Source organism: Myxococcales bacterium, from assembly GCA_016703425.1.
GTDB lineage: Bacteria > Myxococcota_A > Polyangia > Polyangiales > Polyangiaceae > JADJCA01.
The window spans coordinates 156,127-176,708 of record JADJCA010000030.1 but is presented as its reverse complement, the minus strand read 5'-3'; the positions used below and the strand labels follow the sequence as shown (position 1 = coordinate 176,708).

The window sequence follows — 20,582 nt, the reverse complement described above, 5'->3', positions numbered from 1 at the left end:
CGGGCCGATGAATCGACTCGAAGGCTCGATTCAGGCCTACGCGTGGGGACAGTTGGGCGCCATCGCGACCTTCTTGGGGAGCGCGCCCTCGGGAAGGCCAGAGGCCGAACTGTGGCTCGGCGCGCACCCGGCAGCGCCATCGCGATTGGGCCCCACGGGGCGCTCGCTGCGCGACGTCATCGCCGAAGCGCCAACGCCGACGCTCGGCCCGGCCGTCGCGGCGCGCTTTGGAGAGCTGCCGTTCCTCCTCAAGCTGCTGGCGGCTGACACGCCCCTCTCCATCCAGGCGCACCCGAGCAAGGCTCAGGCGGAGCGCGGCTTCGCCGACGAGGAAGCTCGTCAGGTCCCGCTGGCCACCCGCAACTACAAGGACGCGAACCACAAGCCGGAGCTCCTCGTCGCGCTCGGTCCCTTCGAGGCTCTGTGCGGCTTCCGTGACGCCGAGGAAAGTGCGGCGCTGTTCGATGAGCTCGGCCTCGTCGCGCTCGCCCGTGACCTCCGGACATCGGGCAACAAGGCCGTCTTCGAGCGGCTGCTTCGGCAAGAGGGAGCGGCGTCGCTGGTCGCGGAGGCGCGTGCTGCTGCGGAGCGCGCCATCGCCGCGGGGAGCGCCTTTCAACGCACGCTGGAGTGGACGCTCGAGCTTTCACGCCTTTACCCGGCGGACGCCGGCTGCATCACAGCGTTGCTCCTCAACTACGTGGCGCTCGAAGCCGGCGAAGGACTCTACCTGCCCGCGGGAAACCTCCACGCCTACCTCCGCGGCTTCGGTGTCGAGATCATGGCGAGCTCTGACAACGTGCTTCGCGGCGGCTTGACGCCAAAACACGTTGACGTCGATGAGCTGCTTCGGGTCGTGGACTTCGACGCGGCGAAGGTCTTGCCGCTTCGTGCGACGGTGAGCGGCGACAGCGAGGTCGCTTGGTCGACGCCGGCGGCGGACTTTCACCTCTCGCGCCTGACCGTCGATGGCACCTTGCGCCGAGAGCCCCGTGGGCCCGAGATCCTGCTCGCCGAGAGCGGCACGATGACGCTCGCCCCGGCATCGGGAGGCGTGGGCGAAAACCGCCGAGACCTCACGCTGCAACAAGGCGACGCGGCCTTCGTCGCACACGACGACGGCCCGTATTCGCTACAAGGAAGCGGCTCGCTCTTTCGCGCGACCGTCGGCGACCTTTCTTGAGCCCGCTCAGCGCTCGTTCAGAAGGATCGCTTCGGCCTTCAACGTGACGACCTGCTCGCCGCGGCGCACCGCGACGTCGACCTTGTCGCCCGCCTTGTGCGCGTCGAGCGCGCTGTAGAGATCGTCGTAGTTGTCGATCTTCTTGCCGTCGATGCCGACGATGATGTCGGCGTCGATGTCGCCGTTGGCGAGGCGCCTCGCCGGACGAAAGCCTGCTCGCTCCGCTGGGCTCCCAGCGGGGACGCCTAGGACCACGACGCCGCGCACGTTCGCGACGCCGCGCTGAAGGATGTTGAGGCCCAGGCCAATGGAGTCGGCTTTTCCTCGCGCGATGAGCTGCGGGACGACGCGCGCGATGGTGCTGACGGGGACGGCGAAACCGATGCCCGCCGACGCGCCGCTCTTGGAGAAGATGACCGTGTTCATCCCGATGAGCTGCCCGCCCGAGTCCAAGAGAGGACCGCCGGAGTTGCCCGGGTTGATGGCGGCGTCAGTCTGGACCATGTCGCGAATGGCCACGCCGCCGATGCCTTGCACCTGACGCCCGAGGGCGCTGATGACACCCGTCGTGAGCGTGTGATCGAGGCCAAAGGGATTGCCGATGGCGACGGTCTTCTGGCCGACCTCGAGGCCAAACGTCTGCGGCACACGCAGCGGCTTGAGCATGTCGGCCGGTGCCGTCACCTTGAGCACCGCGATGTCTTTGCGAGGCTCGACGCCGACGACCTTCGCGGGCACCTCGCGCTGGTTGAAGAAGGTCACCGTGAGCGACGTGCCGCGGCCGCCTTGGACGACGTGGAAGTTGGTCACGATGTGCCCCTGCGCGTCCCAGATGAAGCCGCTGCCGGAGCCCGCCGTGACCTCCTCGGTGTCGAAACCGAAGGGATCGGTCGCCACGCGTTGCTTCTGCGTGACGAAGACCGTCGACGGCGCCGCCTCGCGAAAGATCGCGACGGTGTTGCGTTCGTCTTCGGTGCGCGCGTTGGGAGAGAGGGGCGCGATCGGTGACGGGCTCACGGGCGCCGTGGGGCCGCCGGCAGTAGGCGGAAGCGCAGCCAGCGGCGGCGCGGCTTCTGCTACGGCGGGAGCCGGGCGGCGACGACAGGCCGCGGCCCCCGACAGCGTGAGAACGATGCACGTGACTCCTAGCGCCCGACCCGCGGAGAACCTCATGGCGCCGATGTTACTCGATCGACCGGGGCGGTTCGAAGCGGAGCTTGCATCGCAGGCCACTGCCGGCCCTCACCGGTCGCTCGCTTCGACCAAGTGTGCCACGATGAGGCATGGCTCGCTTCGCTCCGGACGAGACGCCGCAGTCTGTCCTCTCCGACGTTGGGCGTGTCGACTGGGCTCACCTCTGGCACCTGCGAGGCGCCGCCACGAACGTTCCCGCGCTGCTCGCAGAGCTTGCCAGCGGCACGTCGCGCGACGAGCGCCGCCAGGCGCTACGGACCCTCGGGGGCATCGTCCTTCCCTTCTACGACGGCATCGACGGCGCGGTCTGCGAAGTGACGAGCTACGTGGTTCCGTTTGTCGCAAGGCTCGCCGCCGCCAACGCGCCCGACGCGAGCGATCTCTTGGCGTTGCTCCGGCGCATCGCCGTCATCGCTTGGGACCGGCCGCCGCTCGCACCGCGGCCCGGGCCCAGGGTCGCGGCGGCGGTTTGGTCACGCGCCATGGCGCAGCTCCTCTCCCGACCTGGACCGCCGCGACCGCCGGAGCATGCCGTGGCGCGCTTCGCCGCGATGGCCACCGGCGCGGCTGGTGCGCTGATGAGGCACTTCGATCCCGTCGGCGCCGAAGCCGCGTATGGTCACCGCACCCACGAGGCGCTCGTAGCTTCCCTTCCCCGCGTGTTTCGCTTGCTCGGCCACGACGACGCGGAGGTGCGGTCCGAGGCGGCGCGACTCCTCGAACGCCTTGCGCAGTCGGCGTGTCGACCATCCGACATGGCGCTCCGCATCGTGGGGCACCTCGAGGACCAACGCGACGAAGCGGTCGTTGCTCATCTGGTCCTCGCGCTCGGCCACATCGGCGACCGCCACGCGAGGCCGGTGCTCGATGCGCTGCAGGGGGCCGTGGATCCTTTGGTGCGCATCCTCGCCGCCTTGGGCACGCCAGGACACGAAGACGCGCTGGGGGACGCCTCGGCGCGCCTCGATGTCCTGGTCGGCGCGCTCGTGGCGCCCGCGTCGCTGGCGGAGCGCTACGAACACGCGACCGGTCGTCCCATGACCGCCGACGTCAATCACGCGCTCTTGGAGAAGCGCGGCGACGCGGCGCTCGCGCAGAAGCTCCTCGCGGCCATCCGCGGGACGCGCGACCCCAGCTCTGCGAAGCCACTCCTCGACGTCGTCCTTGAGCTCGTCTTCGACGACCGACCGGCCGGCTCGGCACCGCTCGCCGGCGCAACCCTGTCGCGCGATCAACAGTTCGTCCTCGCCCGCATTTACGAGGGCCCGAGCGATCCCGAACTCCACGCGCGCCTCGTGGCCAAGGGTCTGCCCGTCGACGGGCGAACGTTGCTCGCGATGACGCGGCTCAACTGAGGGGCGCAGGGGCAGCGGCTCGCCGTTTGTGGCAACGCCACATTCTCTTTGCCGCGAGCGGATGCCGGTGGTCGGTCCGACTTGCCCCAGAAAGGGACGGCAAGCCGATGCAAGGAGCGCTCGGCAGCGTCCACGGTGCTGGCGCGCGCGCTGCAGTGTTGACCCGCAATGGCAACTACAACGCGAGTCTCGAAGGCACCAAGCGCAACCGCTAACCGCGCCGCGGAGCGGGCAACAGCGTCCGCGTCGGCGCTCCAAGAGCTTCACGCCGAGGAGGCGCTGGCAGACATCGCCGGCGGCGACGACGGCTTTGGTGACTTTGGCGGATTCGACTGGGGGTACGACTCCTTCGGTACCGGCCTCGATCCCTTCGCGACCGATCCCTTCGCGACTGATCCCTTCGCGACCGATCCCTTCGCGACCGATCCCTTCGCGACCGATCCCTTCGCGACCGATCCCTTCGCGACCGATCCCTTCGCGACCGATCCCTTCGCGACCGATCCCTTCGCGACCGATCCCTTTGCGACCGATCCCTTTGCGACCGATCCCTTTGCGACGGACCCGTGGCCCACGGTCGCCACAGACCCCGGCGCCATGGGTCCCTTCGTCACGGACCCCGGCGCCGCGGCCACCACAGACCCTGGCGCCATGGGCCCCTTCGTCACAGACCCCGGCGCCGCGGCCACCACAGACCCTGGCGCCATGGGCCCCTTCGTCCTGAACCCCGGCGCCGCGGCCACCACAGACCCTGGCGCCATGGGCCCCTTCGTCACAGACCCCGGCGCCGCGGCCACCACAGACCCTGGCGCCATGGGCCCCTTCGTCACAGACCCCGGCGCCGCGTCCACCACGAACACTGGCGCCATGGGTCCCTTCGTCACAGACCCCGGCGCCGCAGCCACCACAGACCCCTCCGTCGAGGAACTGATCGACGGCATGAGCACGCCGCGCGGCGAGTTCGGCGAGCCCCCGCCGATCGACGTCACTGGCGTGACGGTGACGGAGCTCACTCCGCAGCAACAGTTCGATCAGACTGTGGATCTCCTGCAGAACTACCGCGACGCCGCGAGCCCCGGCGAGATCAGTCAGCTGCACGTGGGCAACTGCGCCGTCGTCTCGGTGGTCAACGCCCTCAACAGCACGCCCGAGGGGCAGGCCTATATCAACAGCCTCGTCACCGACCTGGGAGACGACCGGTACAACGTGCGGCTGACGGGCGCCGACGGTCAACCGCAGAACGTGCCGGTGACCTTCGTCGACAACCTCTACGCGCAAGGCGACAAAACACTTCAGATCGTGAATGCCGCCGTCGTCGAATCCAACGGGATGGTCCAGAGCGCTCGCGAGGGGATGGGCACCGGCGAAGGCATGTGGCCGAGCGAGGTGATGACGCAGCTCGGCTTGCAGAACGTACAGATGGTCGACGGCGGAGCCGTCGCGCTGCAGGCCGCGACGGGCGGCAACTTCGTCGCCGTCATCGACTACGCGACGTCGCCCACGACGACGCACGCCAACCCCGTCCTCGGCGTGGTGACCAACCCCGATACGGGCGCGCCGAACATGGTCACGGCCAACACGTGGTCCGAAAACAATAGCGGCTCCAATATGAACATCCCGCCGATCAGCGCGGCCGCGGCGGACAACCTCAATCACTCCTTCATCGGCCAGATCCCGGCGCCACCGCCGCCCGATCTCCCCTGATAAGCGCAGGGCCTACTCGGCGGGCCACTTGCTGGCGAGAGCGCACCCGGGCGGCAAGGGTCCGTCGTCCATCGTGGGGCACCGTCCCGGGGTCCTCGGTCCATTTGCGGAAGTCGTGCTGGCGACAGCCCGGCTCGCGAAGGTGAGCGTGCCACGCGAAGCCGGCGCTCGATGCGTTGCAGGGGGCCGGAGCCCTTGGTGCGCATCCTCGCTGTCGCGGGCGGGTCGCTTCGCGGCCAAGCGCCTTCCCGTCGGCGGGCGAACGTTGCTCGCGATGGCGCGGCTCATCGGAGACCGCGCGTGCGGCAGCGACTCGCCGTTCGCGGCAACGCCGTGTGTCCTCACCGCGCGGGCCGTGTCGGAGGTCGGTCCGACTTGCCGCTGGGAGGGACAGTGCGCCGATGCAACGGTCGATGGGCACCGCCCGTTCCGCTGGCGCGCGGGCTGCAGTGTTGACCCGCGATGGCAAAGACAAGGCGAGTCTCGAAGGCACGACAGGCAACCGTTGACCGCTCCTCGGAGCGGAAGAAGACGGCCGCGTCAGAGCTCCGGGAGCTTCGGGCCGAAGCAACGCTCGCAGACATCGCTGGCGGCGACGACTGGGGTGGTGGGTTCGGTGACTTCGGTGGCTTCGACTCGGGCTGGGGTTTCGACTCCTTCGATTCGGGCTGGGATCCCTTCGCGACCGATCCCTTTGCGACCGATCCCTTCGCGACCGATCCCTTCGCGACCGATCCCTTCGCGACGGATCCCTTCGCGACTGATCCCTTCGCGACTGATCCCTTCGCGACGGGTCCCTCCACCACGGACCCTTTCGCGACCAATCCGTTCCCCGCCGATCCATTCTCCGGCCCCCTCACCACAGACCCTGGCGCGATGGGTCCCTTCATCGCGGATCCTGGCACCGCGGGCTTCTCCGACCCGAGCGCCGTCGGCCCCGTCATCACGGACACCGGTGCCGCGCCTACCGACGACCCGAGCGCCATGGGCCCCTTCATCGCGGACCCTGCGGCCACCGTCACCACCACCGACCCGGGCGATGGAGGTGGCGACGCTACGCCGCTAGGCACTTGGTACGACTCCGGCGATGGCGGCAGCTATTTTGTTCCCGCCGACGCGACCCCCGTCGACGGCACAACAGGCCCCGCGACCATTGCGGTGCCGGAGCTCCGACCGGACGCCGCGGAGCCCCCGTTCGGGCACGCTGGCGAAGACGCTGGCGAGATGGGTCCGTTCCCTACCGACGACTCCCCCCACGAAGAGCTGCCCGTTGCGGTGCTCGATACGGGCACCGCTCCACCGATGTCCGGCGGTCCGGACCTCGGCGGCGGCAACGACGACGGCGACTTTCTCAGCCCGGTGTACGACGCCAACGGTGGTTCAACGTACACCTGGGGACCGGACCCGGAGACCAGCCCCGTCGACGACAACGAGCCACCTCCGGGACAACTTTCGTTCGACCCGGCAGCGACGCTCGCGGCGGCGCAAGACCTTGCGAACGAGCCGGAGCCTTTCAACCCCGAGCGGGAGCCTCGCAGCGAGGCGAACGGATCGGACGTTATGGAGGGTGTCGCTCCCGGAGGCTTCGGCATCCCAGGCGCGAACTTCGGCGAGGGCGAGCCCCAGCAAGACGCGAGTACGGAAGGAGGATGGTACGACTCGCCAGACTTGGGCGCCGACTTGACGGGCGGATTCTGGACTGCGGACCCGGGTGGAGCGGACAACCCCATCGCGGGACCAGACGTGGGCCCCGCGCCCGAAGGCGGCGGGCAGCCCGACTTCGGCACCCCGGCAGCCCCTGTCTACGACGTCGACAACGGCGGCGGAACGTACGCGGAGCCCGTCACGTCAGAGCCTGCTGGCGGTGCGAGCAACGTCCAGGATCTCGGCGCCAGCGGGGCACCGCCCGCCACGTCCGACACGATCAGTGGCACGCTCGGTGTTGAACCAGCGCCGACCACGGGCGTCGGCGCGGACGCGGCTCAGCAGGGCTACTGGGTTGAAACGGAAGGCGGCAGCTACTTCGTTCCTGCGGCGCAGCCCACCACAGGACCTTCTGCCTCCGACGCAACCTCAACGACGCGTGGCGTGGGCGCGCAAGTGGGAGCGCCCGAGCCCGCCGCCGTCGCTGCCGTCCCCGAGGTCCCGTTGCCCGCACCCGTCGACGGGGGCCCGACGCCAGCGAGCGATCCGGTGGGAACGCCCACGCCTACGGCCCCGACGACGCAGACGCCCGAAGCGCCTCCCCTCACGGCGCAGCAGCAATACGAACTCGAAGTCTACAAGCTGCAGAACGAGGGCAACGCCACCCTCGAGCAAGGCCAAGCGCCCGACTGCTCGATCGTCTCGGTCGTGCGCCAGCTTGGGGCCACGCCTGAAGGGAACGCCTTCCTGGAGGGCATCACGAAGGACCTGGGCGACGGCTTCTGGCAAGTGACCACCGTCGGCCCCGACGGCCAGGCGCAGGTGCAGACCGTCTGGCTGCATCCGGACGAAATCTTCGGTGTCGGCGACCCCAGGGCCATGGCCGTTGAGAAGGCGGTTGTCTACAACATGCAGGCGGCCGTCGGCGATCTGCCGATGCGCGGGATTACCGTGGGGGACGCGATGGGTCAGCTTGGCATCTCGAACGTCACCTGGAGCGGGCCGCAAGACGCGCTCAGCGTCGGCCTCGGCAACCAGATCGTCGTGACCCAAACGAGCGGCGAGACGGGCCCGTTGCCCTACGGCTTGCTTCCGGGGCACGCGTACGTAGTTGCTGGAACGCTGGTCGCGCCCGACGGGACGCTAATGGTCGTCCTTAGCAATCCGCACGGCGACGGCAACCCGAACATCAACAGTCAGCCGCTGCCGATTCCGGCGGACCTTCTCGGCACCGCACTCTTGGGCACGACCACGGGCACGCTCTTTCCGAACCCGTAGTCCCCTACTTCACCACGCCGAGCTTCTTGCCGACCCTCGCGAACGCCGCGATGGCGCGGTCGATCTGCGCCGGCGTGTGGTCCGCCGAGAGCTGCACGCGGATGCGCGCCTGTCCCTTGGGCACCACGGGGAACGAGAACCCGATGACGTAGATGCCTTCGCCGAGCAGCTCCGCGGCCATCGTCTGCGCGAGCCGGGCATCCCCGAGCATCACCGGCACGATGGGGTGAATGCCCTCTTTGATCTCAAAGCCCGCTGCCGACATGCCCTTGCGGAACTGGAGCGCGTTCGCCATCACCCGATCACGGAGCTCGGTCGACTTCCCGAGCAAGCCGAGAACGGCGAGCGACGCGCCAGCGACGACCGGCGGGATGGAATTGGAAAAGAGATACGGCCGCGAGCGCTGGCGCAAGAGCTCGATGATCTCCTTCTTGCCCGTGGTAAAGCCGCCGGCGGCGCCGCCAAGCGCCTTCCCCAAGGTCGACGTCATGACGTCGACGCGCGACGCAACGCCGAAGTGCTCCGGCGTCCCGCGTCCCGTCTTGCCGATGAAGCCGCTCGCGTGAGAGTCGTCGACCATCACCATCGCGTCGTAGCGCTCGGCGAGATCGCAGACGACGTCGAGCTTCGCGAGGTAGCCGTCCATGGAGAAGACGCCGTCGGTGGCGATGAGGCGGAGCCGCTTGCCTTGTGTCGCCTTAAGCGCCGCCTCGAGCGCCTCCATGTCGCCGTTCGGGTACCTGTGACGCTCGGCCTTGCACAAACGAATGCCGTCGATGATCGACGCGTGGTTGAGGGCGTCCGAGATGATCGCGTCCTCTTCCCCGAGCAGCGTCTCGAAGAGGCCGCCGTTGGCGTCAAAGCAGGAGCTGTAGAGGATCGTGTCGTCGGTGCCGAAGAACTTCGAGACGCCGGCCTCGAGCTGCTTGTGGAGATCTTGCGTCCCGCAAATGAAGCGCACCGAGCTCATGCCGTAGCCGTGCGTCTCGAGAGCCCGGTGGGCCGCCGCTAGCACCTCGGGATGCGACGACAGTCCGAGGTAGTTGTTGGCGCAGAAGTTCAGGACCGAGCTCTTCTTGTCCCCGTCGGCGACGGCGATCTCGGCCCCCTGGGGCCCGACGATCGTTCGCTCCGATTTGGTGAGGCCGCCGGCGCGGATTTCATCGAGGCTCGCTTGGTAGATGTCTTTTGCGCGCGTCCACATGGGCGGACTGTATAGCGCAACTGGCCCGCCCGGGGTTACCCTCGCCGCCGCCCATGAGCAGCAATCCCCCCGTCGTTCTCGTCACCGGCGCCAATGGCGAGATTGGCCGCGCCCTCCTCCCCCGCCTCCGTGAAGGCAACCGTTACCGCGTCGTCACGGTCGACCTCACGCCGTTGCCCGAGGCGTACCGCCACTACTGCGTCGAAACCTACGCCGGCAACATCCTCGATCGGTACCTCCTCGACCAGGTCGCAGCCCACCACGAGATCGAGGTCGTCTTCCACCTGGCGGCGCTGCTCTCGACGCGCGGCGAGCGCGATCCCGAGCTGGCGCACCAGATCAACGTCGAAGGTACGCTCCACCTCTTGCGCGTGTCGCAAGCTCAGTCGCAACGGCTCGGGCGGCCCGTAAAGTTCATCTTCCCGAGCTCCATCGCGGTCTACGGCCTTCCGTCGACCGACGAGAAGAAGCGCGTGGGCCGCGTGCAAGAAGAGCAGTGGAACATGCCGATTACGATGTACGGCTGCAACAAGCTCTACTGCGAGCACCTGGGCCGCTACTTCACGAACTTCTTCCGCCAGATGGGCGCCCTCTCGACGGCGGCGCGCCTCGACTTCCGCTCGCTGCGCTTCCCCGGCCTCATCTCCGCCGAGACGGTCCCGACGGGCGGCACCAGCGACTTCGGTCCCGAGATGCTCCACTCGGCGGCACGAGGCGAAGCCTACAAATGCTTCGTCGGCCCCGATGCGCGCATTCCCTTCATGATCATGCCCGACGCCGTCGACGCGCTGATGCAGCTCCTGGAGGCCGACCGCGAGCGCCTGAAGGAGTCTGCGTACAACATCGCCGGCTTCAGCGCTTCGGCGAGCCAGATCGCGGCGCGCGTGAAGCAGAGCTTCCCGAGGGCGCACATCAGCTACGAGCCCGACGTCGCCCGCGCGCGGATCGTCGACTCTTGGCCGGAAGATCTCGACGACTCGCGGGCGGCTCGCGACTGGGACTTCAAGGCCAACTACGACTTTGACCGCGCCTTCGACGAATACCTCGTGCCCTCGGTGCTCTCGCGTTACGGGACGCAGAGCGCGAGGCCGGGACCGAAGCCGTGACCCTTCGCGTCGAGCGGAAGGGGCCCGTCTTCACGGTGGTCCTCTCGCGGCCCGAGCGAAAGAACGCCGTCGACCGCGCCACCGCGCACGCGCTCTCGCGGGTGATGGACGAGTTCGAGGCCGACGAAGGGGCGAGCGTCGCCGTCCTCTACGGAGAGGGCGGCACGTTTTGCGCCGGGGCCGACCTCAAGGCGGTCTCGGAGGGCAACCTCAACGACCTCGATCCCGACGGCCCCGGTCCCCTCGGCCCGACGCGCCGCACCTTCTCGAAGCCGCTCATCGCCGCCGTGGAAGGTCACGCCGTCGCTGGCGGGCTCGAACTGTCCTTGCTGTGCGATCTCAGGGTCGCCGCCGAGAGCGCTGTCTTCGGCGTCTTCTGTCGTCGTTGGGGCGTGCCGCTCATCGACGGCGGGACGGTGCGGCTGCCGCGCGTCGTCGGCCACGGCCGTGCCATGGACATGATCCTCACCGGCCGCCCCGTCGGGGCGCGCGAGGCCCTCGCCATCGGCCTCGCCAACCGCGTGGTGCCCGATGGCACGGCGCGCGAGGCCGCGGAGGCCTTGGCCCTCGAGATCGCGAGTTTTCCTGCAATCTGCATGCGCGCCGATCGCATGAGCGCCATCCATCAATGGGACCTCGACCTCGACGCCGCGCTTCGCGCCGAGGGGCGCGGCGGCACGCCGGCGCTCCACGCCGAAGCTGGCGCCGGCGCCGCGCGCTTCGCCGGCGGCGAGGGGCGACACGGCCGCTTCGAGTAGGCGCCACTTCCGCTCCGCGGCGCCGTCGAGGGACTCGTCACAGCGCGCGACCCGCCGCGTTGGATCTTCGCGCATTGCCGTGACCGCACGCGCAACTTGCGAAGGACTTCGCGTGCCGCCTCGCTCGATGCCGCGCATCGTCGCCAAACGGGCGACGAACGCGCCGACGAAAGCGGCGCGTCCGTTGGCCGGCCCCTTGCTGGAGCGAACGTGAGAGCGCGGGGTCGTCCCGCGCTCGAGCAGGAAGCCGCGCCTCGCGGCGGACAGAACCTATGCGAACGACAGCGCTGATTCCCGGTTTTGCGTCGCGTCACGCCTTGCCCATGACCGTTAGCCTGCTCGGCACCGCCACGGGCGCGGCCATGGGCGCGCTCGGTGCGGGACCGACCGGCGCGCTCGCCGGCGGCACGCTCGGCGGTCTCGCGGGGCTGCTCGCAGGAAAGGTGCTCGAAGACGGCGAAGCGCGCGTCTCGGCGCGAACACGCGCCCTCGACGCGACCATCGGCGTCAGCGGTGGCGACATGGGGGCCAGCGAAGTGGCCTCGTCGCGTCTCTCACGCCCGTCGGGAGCGTCGGGACCTGGATGGCTCTTGCGACGTGATCACCTACGCCTCGAGCAAAACTTCACGTGGCTACGCCAGAGCGTCGACGAAGAACTGTGGCCCGACGTCTTCAAGCATTGGATGACCTTCGAGCACCGGCTCCTCGCGCACTTCGCGACGGAGGAGGAGGACTTGTTCCCTGAGCTTGCGCGAACCATCCCCGACGAGGTGCGCGTGCTGGTGCGCGAACACGCGCAGCTGCGGGCGCTCCTTCGCGAGCTCAAGCTCGACGTGGCGTCGCAGGTCGTGGGCGCCAGCGCCATGGACGGTCTCATGGACGCCCTCCGCGCCCACACGGCGCGCGAGGACGAGGTGGCCTACCGATCGCCACCGCGCTCCCGAGCGTCGCCATCGACGTCGAGATGAGCCTCGATCGGTAGTGCGGGTCATCGCCCGCTCAGAACTGCACGAACAGGAAGGTGAACACCATGGGAACAAAGAACATGAACTCCAAAATTGATGACGCGGCCGCTTCGGCCAAGGGGCTCGTCGCCAAAGCGAAGCGCGCAAAAGAACGCGTCGGCGAGAGGGCCAACGTCACGGCCGCGGACCTGGAACTGGCCGCCGAGAGAGCGGAGCACGGGATCGCGGAGACGGCGGAGGAGGCGACGCACGCCGTGAGCGAGGCGACGACGAAGGTCCTGCACTCAGCCGAAGAGGTGGTGCAGAAGGTCGCGCACCGCGCGAAGCAGCTCGTCAGCAAGGTGGTCCACAAGACGAGAGACGCAGCGAAGGGGCCCTGAGCCGCCTCCGCCCGCCTCTCGCCCTCTCGCTCGACTCGGGCGCGCATGCTCTCTGCTGCGCGCCCTTCTCTTTTTCCGGCACCGGGCGCGCCGCCCCCTTTCCCTTTCCTTAGCGGCAGCGATGCTGGCGCAGCGGCGCCCTGTAGCAGCCGCCGCGCCGGATGTTCGAGCTCAGGGGAACTCGGTCATGGGAGTGACGTCCACGCAATCCTGACCGTTCCGACTCGGCTCCTGCCCAGAAGGGCAGACGATTCCGCTCGTCGTCTCGGCCCGTCCGACGGGAAACCGGTTGTCGTCGCGAACGCAGCCGAGCTGGGTCATGGCGGAGAGTGAAAGCGTGAGCGATGCGAGCGTCCAGAACTTCATGGGGATCCTCCTCTAGGTACGTACTCGGACTCAGGCGTGCAAGCGCGGGGCCTGAGGCCGCCTCGCCCATCTCAACGGTCCATTCGACGCAGCCAGTCGTCACCGACGAACAGCTTCACGGAGCTCGCCTCGTCATCAAGTCGCAAGCCGACGTTCATGAAACGCGAGGTGGCCAGCGCCAGCGCATGACGCGAGCGGCCATGCTGGCGGAACCGACCCTCGACCTGCCAGCCCCCGCCCTGAACGTGGGCTCCGGTCACGTCGACGAAGGACGGGCCAGCAGCCAACGTTCCGCGACCACTCAGGCCGTCTAGACCGATGAGGTCGGCGAGCACGCCTGGCATCAGCTCGCGAAGGACGGGCCGACCGTCCTTGGCTCGCAAGGCAAACGCGGCCTGGAGGCGCTCTGGGTGCACCCACGAGAGTCGGGCGGCGCCGAGCTTGACCGAACCCCACCACGGAGCCGCCTTGGGGTCAGTCGACAGAATGACCTCGCGCAATTCGACCTCGGAGCCGGATAGATCGGCGTTCTGCGCTCCGAGGTCGAGCTTCTCGAGAGCGAGCGTGACGCGGGCGCGGCCACGCGCACGGAGCGTCGCCACGCCCACGGTCAACCGCTCGGCCTCGAGAGAGAGAGCCCCGTCACCGCTCCGCTTGGGCCACGACCCACGAAACGACCCCCGCCCGTGAACGCTTCCGCCGAGGAGAAGGAGGCCGCTCTCGTCCACGTGCGGGCGCCACGCACTGAGGTCCGGAATGTCCACACCCGGAACGTCGGCCGTTCCCCAGGCGTCACCGAAGGGCCGAACGAGATCCAGCTCGTTCGACGCTGCGGTGAAGGTGAGCACGGGAGCAAGCATCAGGATCGCCTGCGCGTCGGTCCCTCTCGTCGTCGTGACCTCGGCGTCGGCGACGGCGGCCCTGAGCTGGAGACGCTCGCGCTCGACGTCCACCGCCGCGACGACGGACCCGATCGCGCGTTGCTCCCCGGCCGCGAGCCGTGCACGCACGAGGCGGAGCTCCGCGTGACTCGGCTCCGCCACGACACCGCTCTGCACGTAGGCTTCGAGCACCCCGTCGCCGGCGCCGCCGTCGAAGTGTCGGCCGTCAACGAAGTGGTTAACGAAGCGCACGCTCGAAACGCGGCCCCGCAGCCAGGACGACGCCGAGACGAGCCGAAGGGCCTCGGCGCCATGAACCTCGCGCGGGTCGAACGGCGCGACGAGGCCATCCACACGGCCCGAGAGCCCCTCGAACGCCAACTCGCGCCCCACGCGAAGCTCACCCCGCTTCACCTCGATGGTCGCCGGCCCGACGTGGGCGAGACGGACCGGGCGGAGCGAGAAGCCGCCCATGAGGTGCGCCTGGCCGGTGAAGCGATACGCGTCGAGCCAAACCTCGCGGACCTCATGGGCGTCGACGTCGTCGAGTCGGACCGACCACAGATCGTATTCGTCATCGGGGATCGGCGCCGAGGGGACGGCCGGCTTGATGGGCGCCGAGGCGATGCCCTCGATGGGCGGGAGGAGCGCGAGGACCGCTGGCGTGGCGAAGGCGGCGTCGAGCTTCATCCGCATCCGCATGGTCACGCCGGTCGCCTCCACTTGCCAGGCGTGAAAGCGTCGCTGAAGGAGCGCCGTCGGGGACCAGCGAAAGCTAACGCGCTCAATGTCGAGCTGCCACTCGACGTGACTGTCGGTGCCGACAAGACGAAGGTCGTTGGCGCGGACCTGTCCGGGCCAAAAGGACCGGGCTGAGCGGTAGCTCACGACAACGGCCTCCGGCAATCCGACCTGATGAACGAGGCCGAAGGCGAGATTCAGCGCAACGAGGTAGAGGGCGTAGCTGGTCGCGAAGGCAACGCTGCACCATTTCAGGACGAACAGGACGAAAGCGCGCCCCGGTATCGCGAGGTCCGGTGCCGGTCGATGCCGCGTCGCCACAGCCCGCGGCGGCGTTCGCGATTTGCCTCTCGCTTTTGCAAAACGAGAAGAGCGTCGCGGTAGCGCGCTCATCCGCCGAAGGCGATCGCCGGTCCGATCGCGACCGAATGAAACTCCGTGCCCGTGATGGTTTGATACGTAGCCTCGGCGCCGATGGCGAACACGCGACCGAAGTGAACCATCAGACCGCCACCACCGAGCCACGCGAGCCCGGACTCGCCGGGATTGGACATACCGCCGAAGCCGATGCCGAAGACGCCGAAGGGTGCGAACGGACCCACGGGGAGGGTCACTCGAAACGTGGGCATGGCCAGGCCGATGAATCGGCCCGAAATGCCGTAGCCAGCGAGCAAGCCCCCCGGGGCGAGCACTGTCGGGCCCGCGCGAAGCCCGTAGCGGCCTTCGAGCCCAAGGCCTCCGCCGAGGGGTCCGCCGGAGCGCATCGGCAAGAGCAACGTTGGAGCGAGACCGAGCAAGAAGCCTCGGTTCGCGGCCATGGCCGCCGTGTCGCCACCGTCGTCGTCCGCCAGGGCTTCGCTCCATGGCGTGAGCACCGCGAAGGCGAACACAAATCCTGCGAGGCCGTACCGCATGAACGCTCCCTGCCGAGCGCTGCGCTTGGCCCACCGCGTGACGCAACAAGCGCGCCGCTGTACCCCAAGAGCGCGGCACACACCTTGCTGCGAACACCTCGAGCCGCATCGGCTCGACGCAAAGGGAGAAGCGCCATGATTAACCTCTTGTGGGCGGTCGCACTGATCTTTCTCTTGATGTGGGCCCTCGGCTTCGCCTTCCACATCACCGCTGGCGGACTCATCCACGTGCTGCTTGTGTTGGCCCTCGTGTCGGTGCTCGTTCGCGTCATCATGGGACGCCGGATTGCCTGAGGAAGAACGCCGGGCTCGTGCCCCTTCGGCACTTGCCTGGCTCCTTCTCGGACTCGGAGCCGCAGCCACGTACCTCTGCTGGCCGCTGTGGCCCGCGCTCGTTCTGGCTGCGTGGACGGCCTCGCTCGCGCGCCCAATACTCGTCCGTCTCGAGCGCTGGCTTCACGGTAGGCGGCGAGCGGCGGCGGTCATTTCGCTCGTCCTGTTTCTCGGCCTGGTTCTGCCGCTCGGACTCACAGTCCTCGTGGCGCTCTCGGGCCTCCAGGAAATCGCACGCGCCTTGGCGCAGGCAGCGACGGAGCCGCTGTCACCGAAGAGCGCGCTCGACGCGATCACGGCTGGCACTGGAGCAGCGGCGCCGGGCGCGCCGCCGGGCCCCTGGCCGAAGGACCTCGCCGGACTTCTCGCGCTCGTGCAGCAATACGGCTCGCAGGCCCTCCGCGTGCTCTCGAGCGTGGCGGGCGCCGCCGCGTCGGGGCTCGTGGCGGTCTTTGTCTACTTTGGCAGCACCGTCGTGTTCCTGCTCGACGGTCCCAAGCTATGGGAGTGGTGTAGGCGGCGCGCACCGCTCAAGCGCGAACACCTCGATCGCATCGCTGCGGCCTTCCACGAAACGGGGCGCGGCCTCCTCATCGGCGTCGGCCTCACGAGCGCGACACAAGGCCTCGTGGCGACGCTCCTCTTCTTGGCGCTCGGCGTGCCGCGCTGGTGGGTGCTCGGTCCCATCACCGGCCTCGCGTCGATGCTTCCCTTCGTGGGTTCGGCGCTCGTCTGGCTCCCCATCGCGCTTGGTCTGTTCCTATCGGGACACCCGGTCCGCGCGGTTCTCCTCGTCGTGCTGGGCGCGACCGTGATCAGCACCGTCGACAACGTCCTTCGCCCAATCTACGCGCGCCTTGGCTCGCTCGAGATGCCGTCGCTCTTGCTCTACGTCTCGATCTTCGGAGGCATCGCCGCCATCGGGCCTTTGGGCGCGCTGCTTGGTCCGGTCGTGGTGCGGCTCTTCCTCGAGGTCGTCGAGCTCGCCTATGACGAGAGGTCGGCGGCTTCGTAGCCGAGTGACACATTGAACCCGTCGGGCTGCTCCTTTGCAGAATGCAAGGTGGAGGGCAGGATGCACACGCTCGCAAGCGGACCGGCTTCGCGGTCGGCGTCATCCAAGCGCCGCAAAGGGTCGAAGCTCGCAGCGGCGCGAAAGGTGCAGAGAGGCGCGGCGGGGCGGGCGTGCAGAACCTTCGGCGCGCGACCCAACTCCCGTCGCGTGCGTGGTGACCCTCGCTTCGCGCTGACGGGCCGGAGGTTTTCCAATGTCCGTTCGTATGTCGTCACTCGTCGTTTGGCCGTCACTCATCCTCACAGCCAGCAGCATCGCCGGCTGTAGCATCGAGGCGCTGGCCGGGCCTGACACGTCAAACACATCGTGTGACGTCGGGAGCGCCGCATCGGACGCGAACGTCGACGTGAGCGTGAGGCTGCTGCTGCAGGTCTCTGGCGAGTTCAAGGACACCGCCGCGAACACGCGGGCGACGGTCCTCGCGGCGTGCGCCAATATCGCCAAAGACCTCGGCGGAGGCGACAGCTGGAGCAAACACGGCGACTCCAACGACGCCATCGCGAACGGCGACAACACCGGAGCTTGCAACGTTGCGGCGCTCCGCATCCAGGGCATCATGGACGCGTCGGCGAACGCCAACTTCGCCCTCGTGGTCACGAAGGGCGCGTGCTACCCCGACTTTGCGGCTCAAACCAAGTGCGACGCGCAGTGCAACGCGGAGGCCAAGTGCGACTCGGGCACGACCGAGACGAGGTGCGAGCCCGCGGCCTTGAGCTGCACCTGCAGCAGCGTTTGCAAGGTGAGCGGTTCCTGTCGAGGCACGGTCTCACTCGAGGCCAACTGCACGGGCAAGTGCGAGGGCACGTGCAACGGCGAGTGCAAGGGCACCTGCACGAGCGCGAGCGGCACGAAGACGGACAACGACAAGAATTGCCGCGGCAAGTGCAGCGCCTCTTGCAGCGGCAAGTGCACTGGCGACTGCAAGATCGAGGTTGAGGGCGGCCTAAACTGCGGCGCCAACGTCCGCTGCAGGGGCGAATGCGAGGGAGCCTATACCGAACCCAAGTGCGAGACGTCGTTCACGCCTCCCAAGTGCGTCGTCGACGCGTCATGCATCGCAGCATGCAGCTCCAGCGTGTCCGCCAAGGCCGTCTGCGATCCGCCATCCGTTGAACTACTCTGCAACACGAGCGTCAACGCTGACGTCGCGAAGCTCGCCGCCACGGTGCGTGCGAACTTCCCCGTCGTACTCGCCGCGGCCCAAACCCAGGGCAAGCTCGTGCTCGACGCGGCACTTCGCCTGAAGGCCGCCGGCGAGGCCGTCGTCAAATCCTCGTCGAAACTCAACGCGCACTCGATCGCCTGCGCCGTGGGTGGTGCGAAGGTCGCGGGTGACGCGACAGCCAAGCTGAGCGTCGCCGTCCAAGGCGGCGCCCTGGTCACGGAAACATGCACGGCGCGCGCGCAGTGAACGGCGCACGACGCGAAGCCGTCGGAAAGCCGCTTCATGGGGGCGCTGCGTGCCGACTCGCATGCAGCGCCGTCCTCCTCGCGGCGTTCGCGGCCAACGCGCGCGCCGACGAGCACGACGACGACGGCGGCCGCCGTGACGAGGATGACGGCCGCGTGAGCTCGACGAAGAGCTACTTCTACGCCAACGGCGGCGGGGGCGTCTCCTACGTGGGCCTGACGACGCTCAACTCGAGCGATCTCGCACTCGGGAACGCCGGAGGCGCAGGGCCCGCCGTGGATCTCGGGCTGGGACTTCGGCTCGTCATCCTCACCCTCGGCCCCCGCGCTCGGTACACGGTGTTGCCCAACTTCGACATGTGGCAACTGAACGGTGAGGTCGCGCTTCACATCCCCGTTGGGAGGTGGGACGGCTTCGCCGGCCTGCACGCCGGCTACAGCTTTGTTGGGAACTTCAGTCGGTCGGCGTTCTCCGACGCTTCAAGTCCGACGCCGAGCGAAGACTTGCGCGTGCGGGGTTGGAATGCGGGGCTCGATCTAGGCCTCGACTACTATCTCACGCGGTCGTTCTCCATCGGCGGTGCGGGCATGGGTGAGGTCTTGTTCGTGCGCCGACCCGCGCTCGCGACGACCAACGATCCGCAGTTTGGTGTGGCAGGCGGCGGCGTTGGGCTGGCCGCTTCCTTGGCGCTGCGAGCAGGTCTGCACCTGTGACCCCGCACCGATGACGCCTCGCGCGATGTTGGCCTGCGACGCCGTCGAAGCACCGGCGCGGGTCCGCCGCGGCTGCCGCCGTCCGATGGCTCGGCCCCTCGATTGGGGGCTGCCGGCGGGGGCCCCCGACCTCGGCCTCGCTGGAACGCTCGCCGATCAGCGCGGGAGTCGCACACGACGCGGGCCCATCGAAGCCCACGAGAGCACTGGGAAGAGAGACCGCGGGGGGATGAGCGCTGGTGTGACCAGGAGCCGCGCGGTGCCTGCGCATTGCCCTTGCAGGGCAGGCCCTCGTGCCCAACGCCGACGCAACCACCGAAACGCAAAGTGGCCCACACCCGGAGCGCCAATTCGCGGAGGCGTGCCGCGCCGCGGGACTCGCCTTCTTGGAGGGGACGCGGGCCGGGTGGGGCAAGCGCGAGCTCGTCGCGTGGCTCGTCGGTCCGTATCGTGAGCTCAGCGCCCAGGTTGGGACCGAGAGCATGCCCCCGCCTAGTATGCAGAGTGCACAGAACGCAATTCGCGAGGAGACGCTCGACGAGCTCCTCCATTTGGTGCGCGTGGCCGTGTCGTCGGCGCTCGCGGATCTCCTACGGGGCGACACCACCTGCGTGACCGAGTGCATTCGAGAGCGAAGCATCCTCGAGGGCGGGGAACGAGACGGTGTGTGGCTTCCCGCCGACCGGCCGCGCATGCGCCTCGAGGCGCGCGTCCTCTCACTGTTCGTCGTCGACTACCTCCACTCGGCGCGGCCCTATGAAGCCGATCTGGCGGTGTGCACCGACTGCGACGCGGTAAACTTCGACGGCGCCGGGAGGCGTTGCCCCGACTGCGGACAACCGAGCCAGACGCGAAGCATCGTCCCGAGCCCGGTGGTCCTCGCGGCCACGCGCTAGATCGCCGCGGGCGAGGCCGTCATGGGCGCTCGCTGGCGTTAGCTCTCGGGCACCTTGCGTGCACCGGGGCACATCTTGCCGAACCCCTTCTGATGGTTCGCCACAAGACCACGCTGCAGTGGGCGCAGCTTGCCGCAGCCAGAACACTTTCCCTCCGTGGCCTCCTCGGCGCTGACGGGCTTGCTCGCTACGACGCGCGGCTTCGCGTCGCGCGCGACGTCCGCGGCGACGGGAGCGGCGACCGGAACGACGGGGTCGACGACGCTCGCCGCGGGGACCGCTGCCTTCGGAGCCGGCGCGACGGCGCGGCGCTCCCGCTGCAGCGCCTGTTCTTCACGCTGACGGCGCATGTCATCGACTTTACCCATGGAGCCTTCTAGCCCGCGGGCCACGCGAGCGGTCAACTCATTGGGCCAGTTGCATCCTTACGAACCGCGAACGTCATAGGTGCTTGCATAAGCGCGCGCGCCGCTGGCCCGCACGG

The 20,582-nt window shown here is 68.7% G+C and carries 19 protein-coding genes; 13 read left to right on the top strand and 6 right to left on the bottom strand.

Translation table 11 applies throughout. From position 1 onward, the window contains the following. Window positions 1–7: 7 nt before the first annotated feature. On the top strand, window positions 8–1,183 hold the full coding sequence (gene manA, locus IPG50_37350) for a mannose-6-phosphate isomerase, class I (GenBank protein MBK6697813.1): 1,176 nt from the start codon (window positions 8–10) through the stop codon (window positions 1,181–1,183). A 6-nt stretch (window positions 1,184–1,189) separates the two neighbouring features. On the opposite strand, the gene IPG50_37345 is transcribed toward manA, so the two are convergent. Continuing rightward, the gene (locus IPG50_37345; GenBank protein MBK6697812.1) at window positions 1,190–2,356 is read right to left on the bottom strand and encodes a trypsin-like peptidase domain-containing protein; all 1,167 of its coding nucleotides are present in this window, start codon (window positions 2,354–2,356) and stop codon (window positions 1,190–1,192) included. A 110-nt stretch (window positions 2,357–2,466) separates the two neighbouring features. Between IPG50_37345 and IPG50_37340 the strand changes: the two genes are divergently transcribed. The 3 genes from IPG50_37340 to IPG50_37330 all read left to right on the top strand — a co-directional run bounded on the left by IPG50_37340 (window position 2,467) and on the right by IPG50_37330 (window position 8,355). After that, the gene (locus tag IPG50_37340) at window positions 2,467–3,732 is read left to right on the top strand and encodes a HEAT repeat domain-containing protein (protein MBK6697811.1); all 1,266 of its coding nucleotides are present in this window, start codon (window positions 2,467–2,469) and stop codon (window positions 3,730–3,732) included. A 168-nt stretch (window positions 3,733–3,900) separates the two neighbouring features. Continuing rightward, complete coding sequence (locus IPG50_37335) at window positions 3,901–5,433, top strand: hypothetical protein (GenBank protein ID MBK6697810.1); 1,533 nt, start codon at window positions 3,901–3,903, stop codon at window positions 5,431–5,433. A 462-nt stretch (window positions 5,434–5,895) separates the two neighbouring features. Further along, complete coding sequence (locus tag IPG50_37330; protein ID MBK6697809.1) at window positions 5,896–8,355, top strand: hypothetical protein; 2,460 nt, start codon at window positions 5,896–5,898, stop codon at window positions 8,353–8,355. 4 nt (window positions 8,356–8,359) lie between these two features. On the opposite strand, the gene kbl is transcribed toward IPG50_37330, so the two are convergent. Then, the gene (kbl, locus tag IPG50_37325; GenBank protein MBK6697808.1) at window positions 8,360–9,559 is read right to left on the bottom strand and encodes a glycine C-acetyltransferase; all 1,200 of its coding nucleotides are present in this window, start codon (window positions 9,557–9,559) and stop codon (window positions 8,360–8,362) included. A gap of 53 nt (window positions 9,560–9,612) precedes the next feature. On the opposite strand from kbl, the gene IPG50_37320 reads away from it, so the two are divergent. The 4 genes from IPG50_37320 (at window position 9,613) to IPG50_37305 (ending at window position 12,768) form a co-directional block, all read left to right on the top strand. Continuing rightward, on the top strand, window positions 9,613–10,665 hold the full coding sequence (locus IPG50_37320) for an NAD-dependent epimerase/dehydratase family protein (protein ID MBK6697807.1): 1,053 nt from the start codon (window positions 9,613–9,615) through the stop codon (window positions 10,663–10,665). Beyond that, window positions 10,662–11,423: a crotonase/enoyl-CoA hydratase family protein gene (locus IPG50_37315; protein ID MBK6697806.1), complete on the top strand. Its 762-nt coding sequence runs from the start codon at window positions 10,662–10,664 to the stop codon at window positions 11,421–11,423. Before IPG50_37320 ends, IPG50_37315 begins: the two co-directional genes overlap by 4 nt. 323 nt (window positions 11,424–11,746) lie before the next feature. Further along, a complete protein-coding gene (locus IPG50_37310; GenBank protein MBK6697805.1) occupies window positions 11,747–12,391 on the top strand; it encodes a hemerythrin domain-containing protein in 645 nt (214 codons plus the stop codon). A 62-nt stretch (window positions 12,392–12,453) separates the two neighbouring features. Next, a complete protein-coding gene (locus tag IPG50_37305) occupies window positions 12,454–12,768 on the top strand; it encodes a hypothetical protein (GenBank protein ID MBK6697804.1) in 315 nt (104 codons plus the stop codon). Between the two features lie 171 nt (window positions 12,769–12,939). Here IPG50_37305 and IPG50_37300 read toward each other — a convergent pair whose 3' ends face one another. The 3 genes from IPG50_37300 to IPG50_37290 all read right to left on the bottom strand — a co-directional run bounded on the left by IPG50_37300 (window position 12,940) and on the right by IPG50_37290 (window position 15,670). Then, entirely contained in the window at window positions 12,940–13,134 is a 195-nt protein-coding gene (locus tag IPG50_37300; protein MBK6697803.1) for a hypothetical protein, read from the bottom strand. A 71-nt stretch (window positions 13,135–13,205) separates the two neighbouring features. Further along, a complete protein-coding gene (locus IPG50_37295; protein ID MBK6697802.1) occupies window positions 13,206–15,077 on the bottom strand; it encodes a hypothetical protein in 1,872 nt (623 codons plus the stop codon). Between the two features lie 68 nt (window positions 15,078–15,145). Then, on the bottom strand, window positions 15,146–15,670 hold the full coding sequence (locus IPG50_37290; protein MBK6697801.1) for a hypothetical protein: 525 nt from the start codon (window positions 15,668–15,670) through the stop codon (window positions 15,146–15,148). Window positions 15,671–15,805: 135 nt separating this feature from the next. Between IPG50_37290 and IPG50_37285 the strand changes: the two genes are divergently transcribed. The 5 genes from IPG50_37285 to IPG50_37265 all read left to right on the top strand — a co-directional run bounded on the left by IPG50_37285 (window position 15,806) and on the right by IPG50_37265 (window position 20,098). Beyond that, window positions 15,806–15,964, top strand: coding sequence for a lmo0937 family membrane protein (locus IPG50_37285; GenBank protein ID MBK6697800.1), 159 nt, complete (start codon window positions 15,806–15,808; stop codon window positions 15,962–15,964). Next, window positions 15,957–17,018 (top strand): AI-2E family transporter, encoded by a 1,062-nt coding sequence (locus IPG50_37280; protein MBK6697799.1) that lies wholly within the window; start codon window positions 15,957–15,959, stop codon window positions 17,016–17,018. The genes IPG50_37285 and IPG50_37280 overlap by 8 nt, the downstream gene beginning before the upstream one ends. Window positions 17,019–17,271: 253 nt before the next feature. Then, window positions 17,272–18,489, top strand: a complete 1,218-nt coding sequence (locus IPG50_37275; protein ID MBK6697798.1) for a hypothetical protein — start codon at window positions 17,272–17,274, stop codon at window positions 18,487–18,489. Continuing rightward, entirely contained in the window at window positions 18,468–19,202 is a 735-nt protein-coding gene (locus IPG50_37270) for a hypothetical protein (protein ID MBK6697797.1), read from the top strand. The genes IPG50_37275 and IPG50_37270 overlap by 22 nt, the downstream gene beginning before the upstream one ends. Window positions 19,203–19,495: 293 nt before the next feature. After that, a complete protein-coding gene (locus IPG50_37265) occupies window positions 19,496–20,098 on the top strand; it encodes a hypothetical protein (GenBank protein MBK6697796.1) in 603 nt (200 codons plus the stop codon). 38 nt (window positions 20,099–20,136) lie between these two features. Here IPG50_37265 and IPG50_37260 read toward each other — a convergent pair whose 3' ends face one another. After that, window positions 20,137–20,466 carry a hypothetical protein gene (locus tag IPG50_37260; GenBank protein MBK6697795.1) on the bottom strand — a complete coding sequence of 110 codons (330 nt, stop codon included), beginning with the start codon at window positions 20,464–20,466 and terminating at the stop codon, window positions 20,137–20,139. Window positions 20,467–20,582: the final 116 nt, after the last annotated feature.

Coding starts and splice junctions, on each gene's coding strand:
- manA (MBK6697813.1), top strand. CDS start 8: ATGAATCGACTCGAAGGCTCGATTCAGGCCTACGCGTGGGGACAGTTG.
- IPG50_37345 (MBK6697812.1), bottom strand. CDS start 2,356: ATGAGGTTCTCCGCGGGTCGGGCGCTAGGAGTCACGTGCATCGTTCTC.
- IPG50_37340 (MBK6697811.1), top strand. CDS start 2,467: ATGGCTCGCTTCGCTCCGGACGAGACGCCGCAGTCTGTCCTCTCCGAC.
- IPG50_37335 (MBK6697810.1), top strand. CDS start 3,901: ATGGCAACTACAACGCGAGTCTCGAAGGCACCAAGCGCAACCGCTAAC.
- IPG50_37330 (MBK6697809.1), top strand. CDS start 5,896: ATGGCAAAGACAAGGCGAGTCTCGAAGGCACGACAGGCAACCGTTGAC.
- kbl (MBK6697808.1), bottom strand. CDS start 9,559: ATGTGGACGCGCGCAAAAGACATCTACCAAGCGAGCCTCGATGAAATC.
- IPG50_37320 (MBK6697807.1), top strand. CDS start 9,613: ATGAGCAGCAATCCCCCCGTCGTTCTCGTCACCGGCGCCAATGGCGAG.
- IPG50_37310 (MBK6697805.1), top strand. CDS start 11,747: ATGACCGTTAGCCTGCTCGGCACCGCCACGGGCGCGGCCATGGGCGCG.
- IPG50_37305 (MBK6697804.1), top strand. CDS start 12,454: ATGGGAACAAAGAACATGAACTCCAAAATTGATGACGCGGCCGCTTCG.
- IPG50_37300 (MBK6697803.1), bottom strand. CDS start 13,134: ATGAAGTTCTGGACGCTCGCATCGCTCACGCTTTCACTCTCCGCCATG.
- IPG50_37290 (MBK6697801.1), bottom strand. CDS start 15,670: ATGCGGTACGGCCTCGCAGGATTTGTGTTCGCCTTCGCGGTGCTCACG.
- IPG50_37285 (MBK6697800.1), top strand. CDS start 15,806: ATGATTAACCTCTTGTGGGCGGTCGCACTGATCTTTCTCTTGATGTGG.
- IPG50_37275 (MBK6697798.1), top strand. CDS start 17,272: ATGTCCGTTCGTATGTCGTCACTCGTCGTTTGGCCGTCACTCATCCTC.
- IPG50_37270 (MBK6697797.1), top strand. CDS start 18,468: ATGCACGGCGCGCGCGCAGTGAACGGCGCACGACGCGAAGCCGTCGGA.
- IPG50_37260 (MBK6697795.1), bottom strand. CDS start 20,466: ATGGGTAAAGTCGATGACATGCGCCGTCAGCGTGAAGAACAGGCGCTG.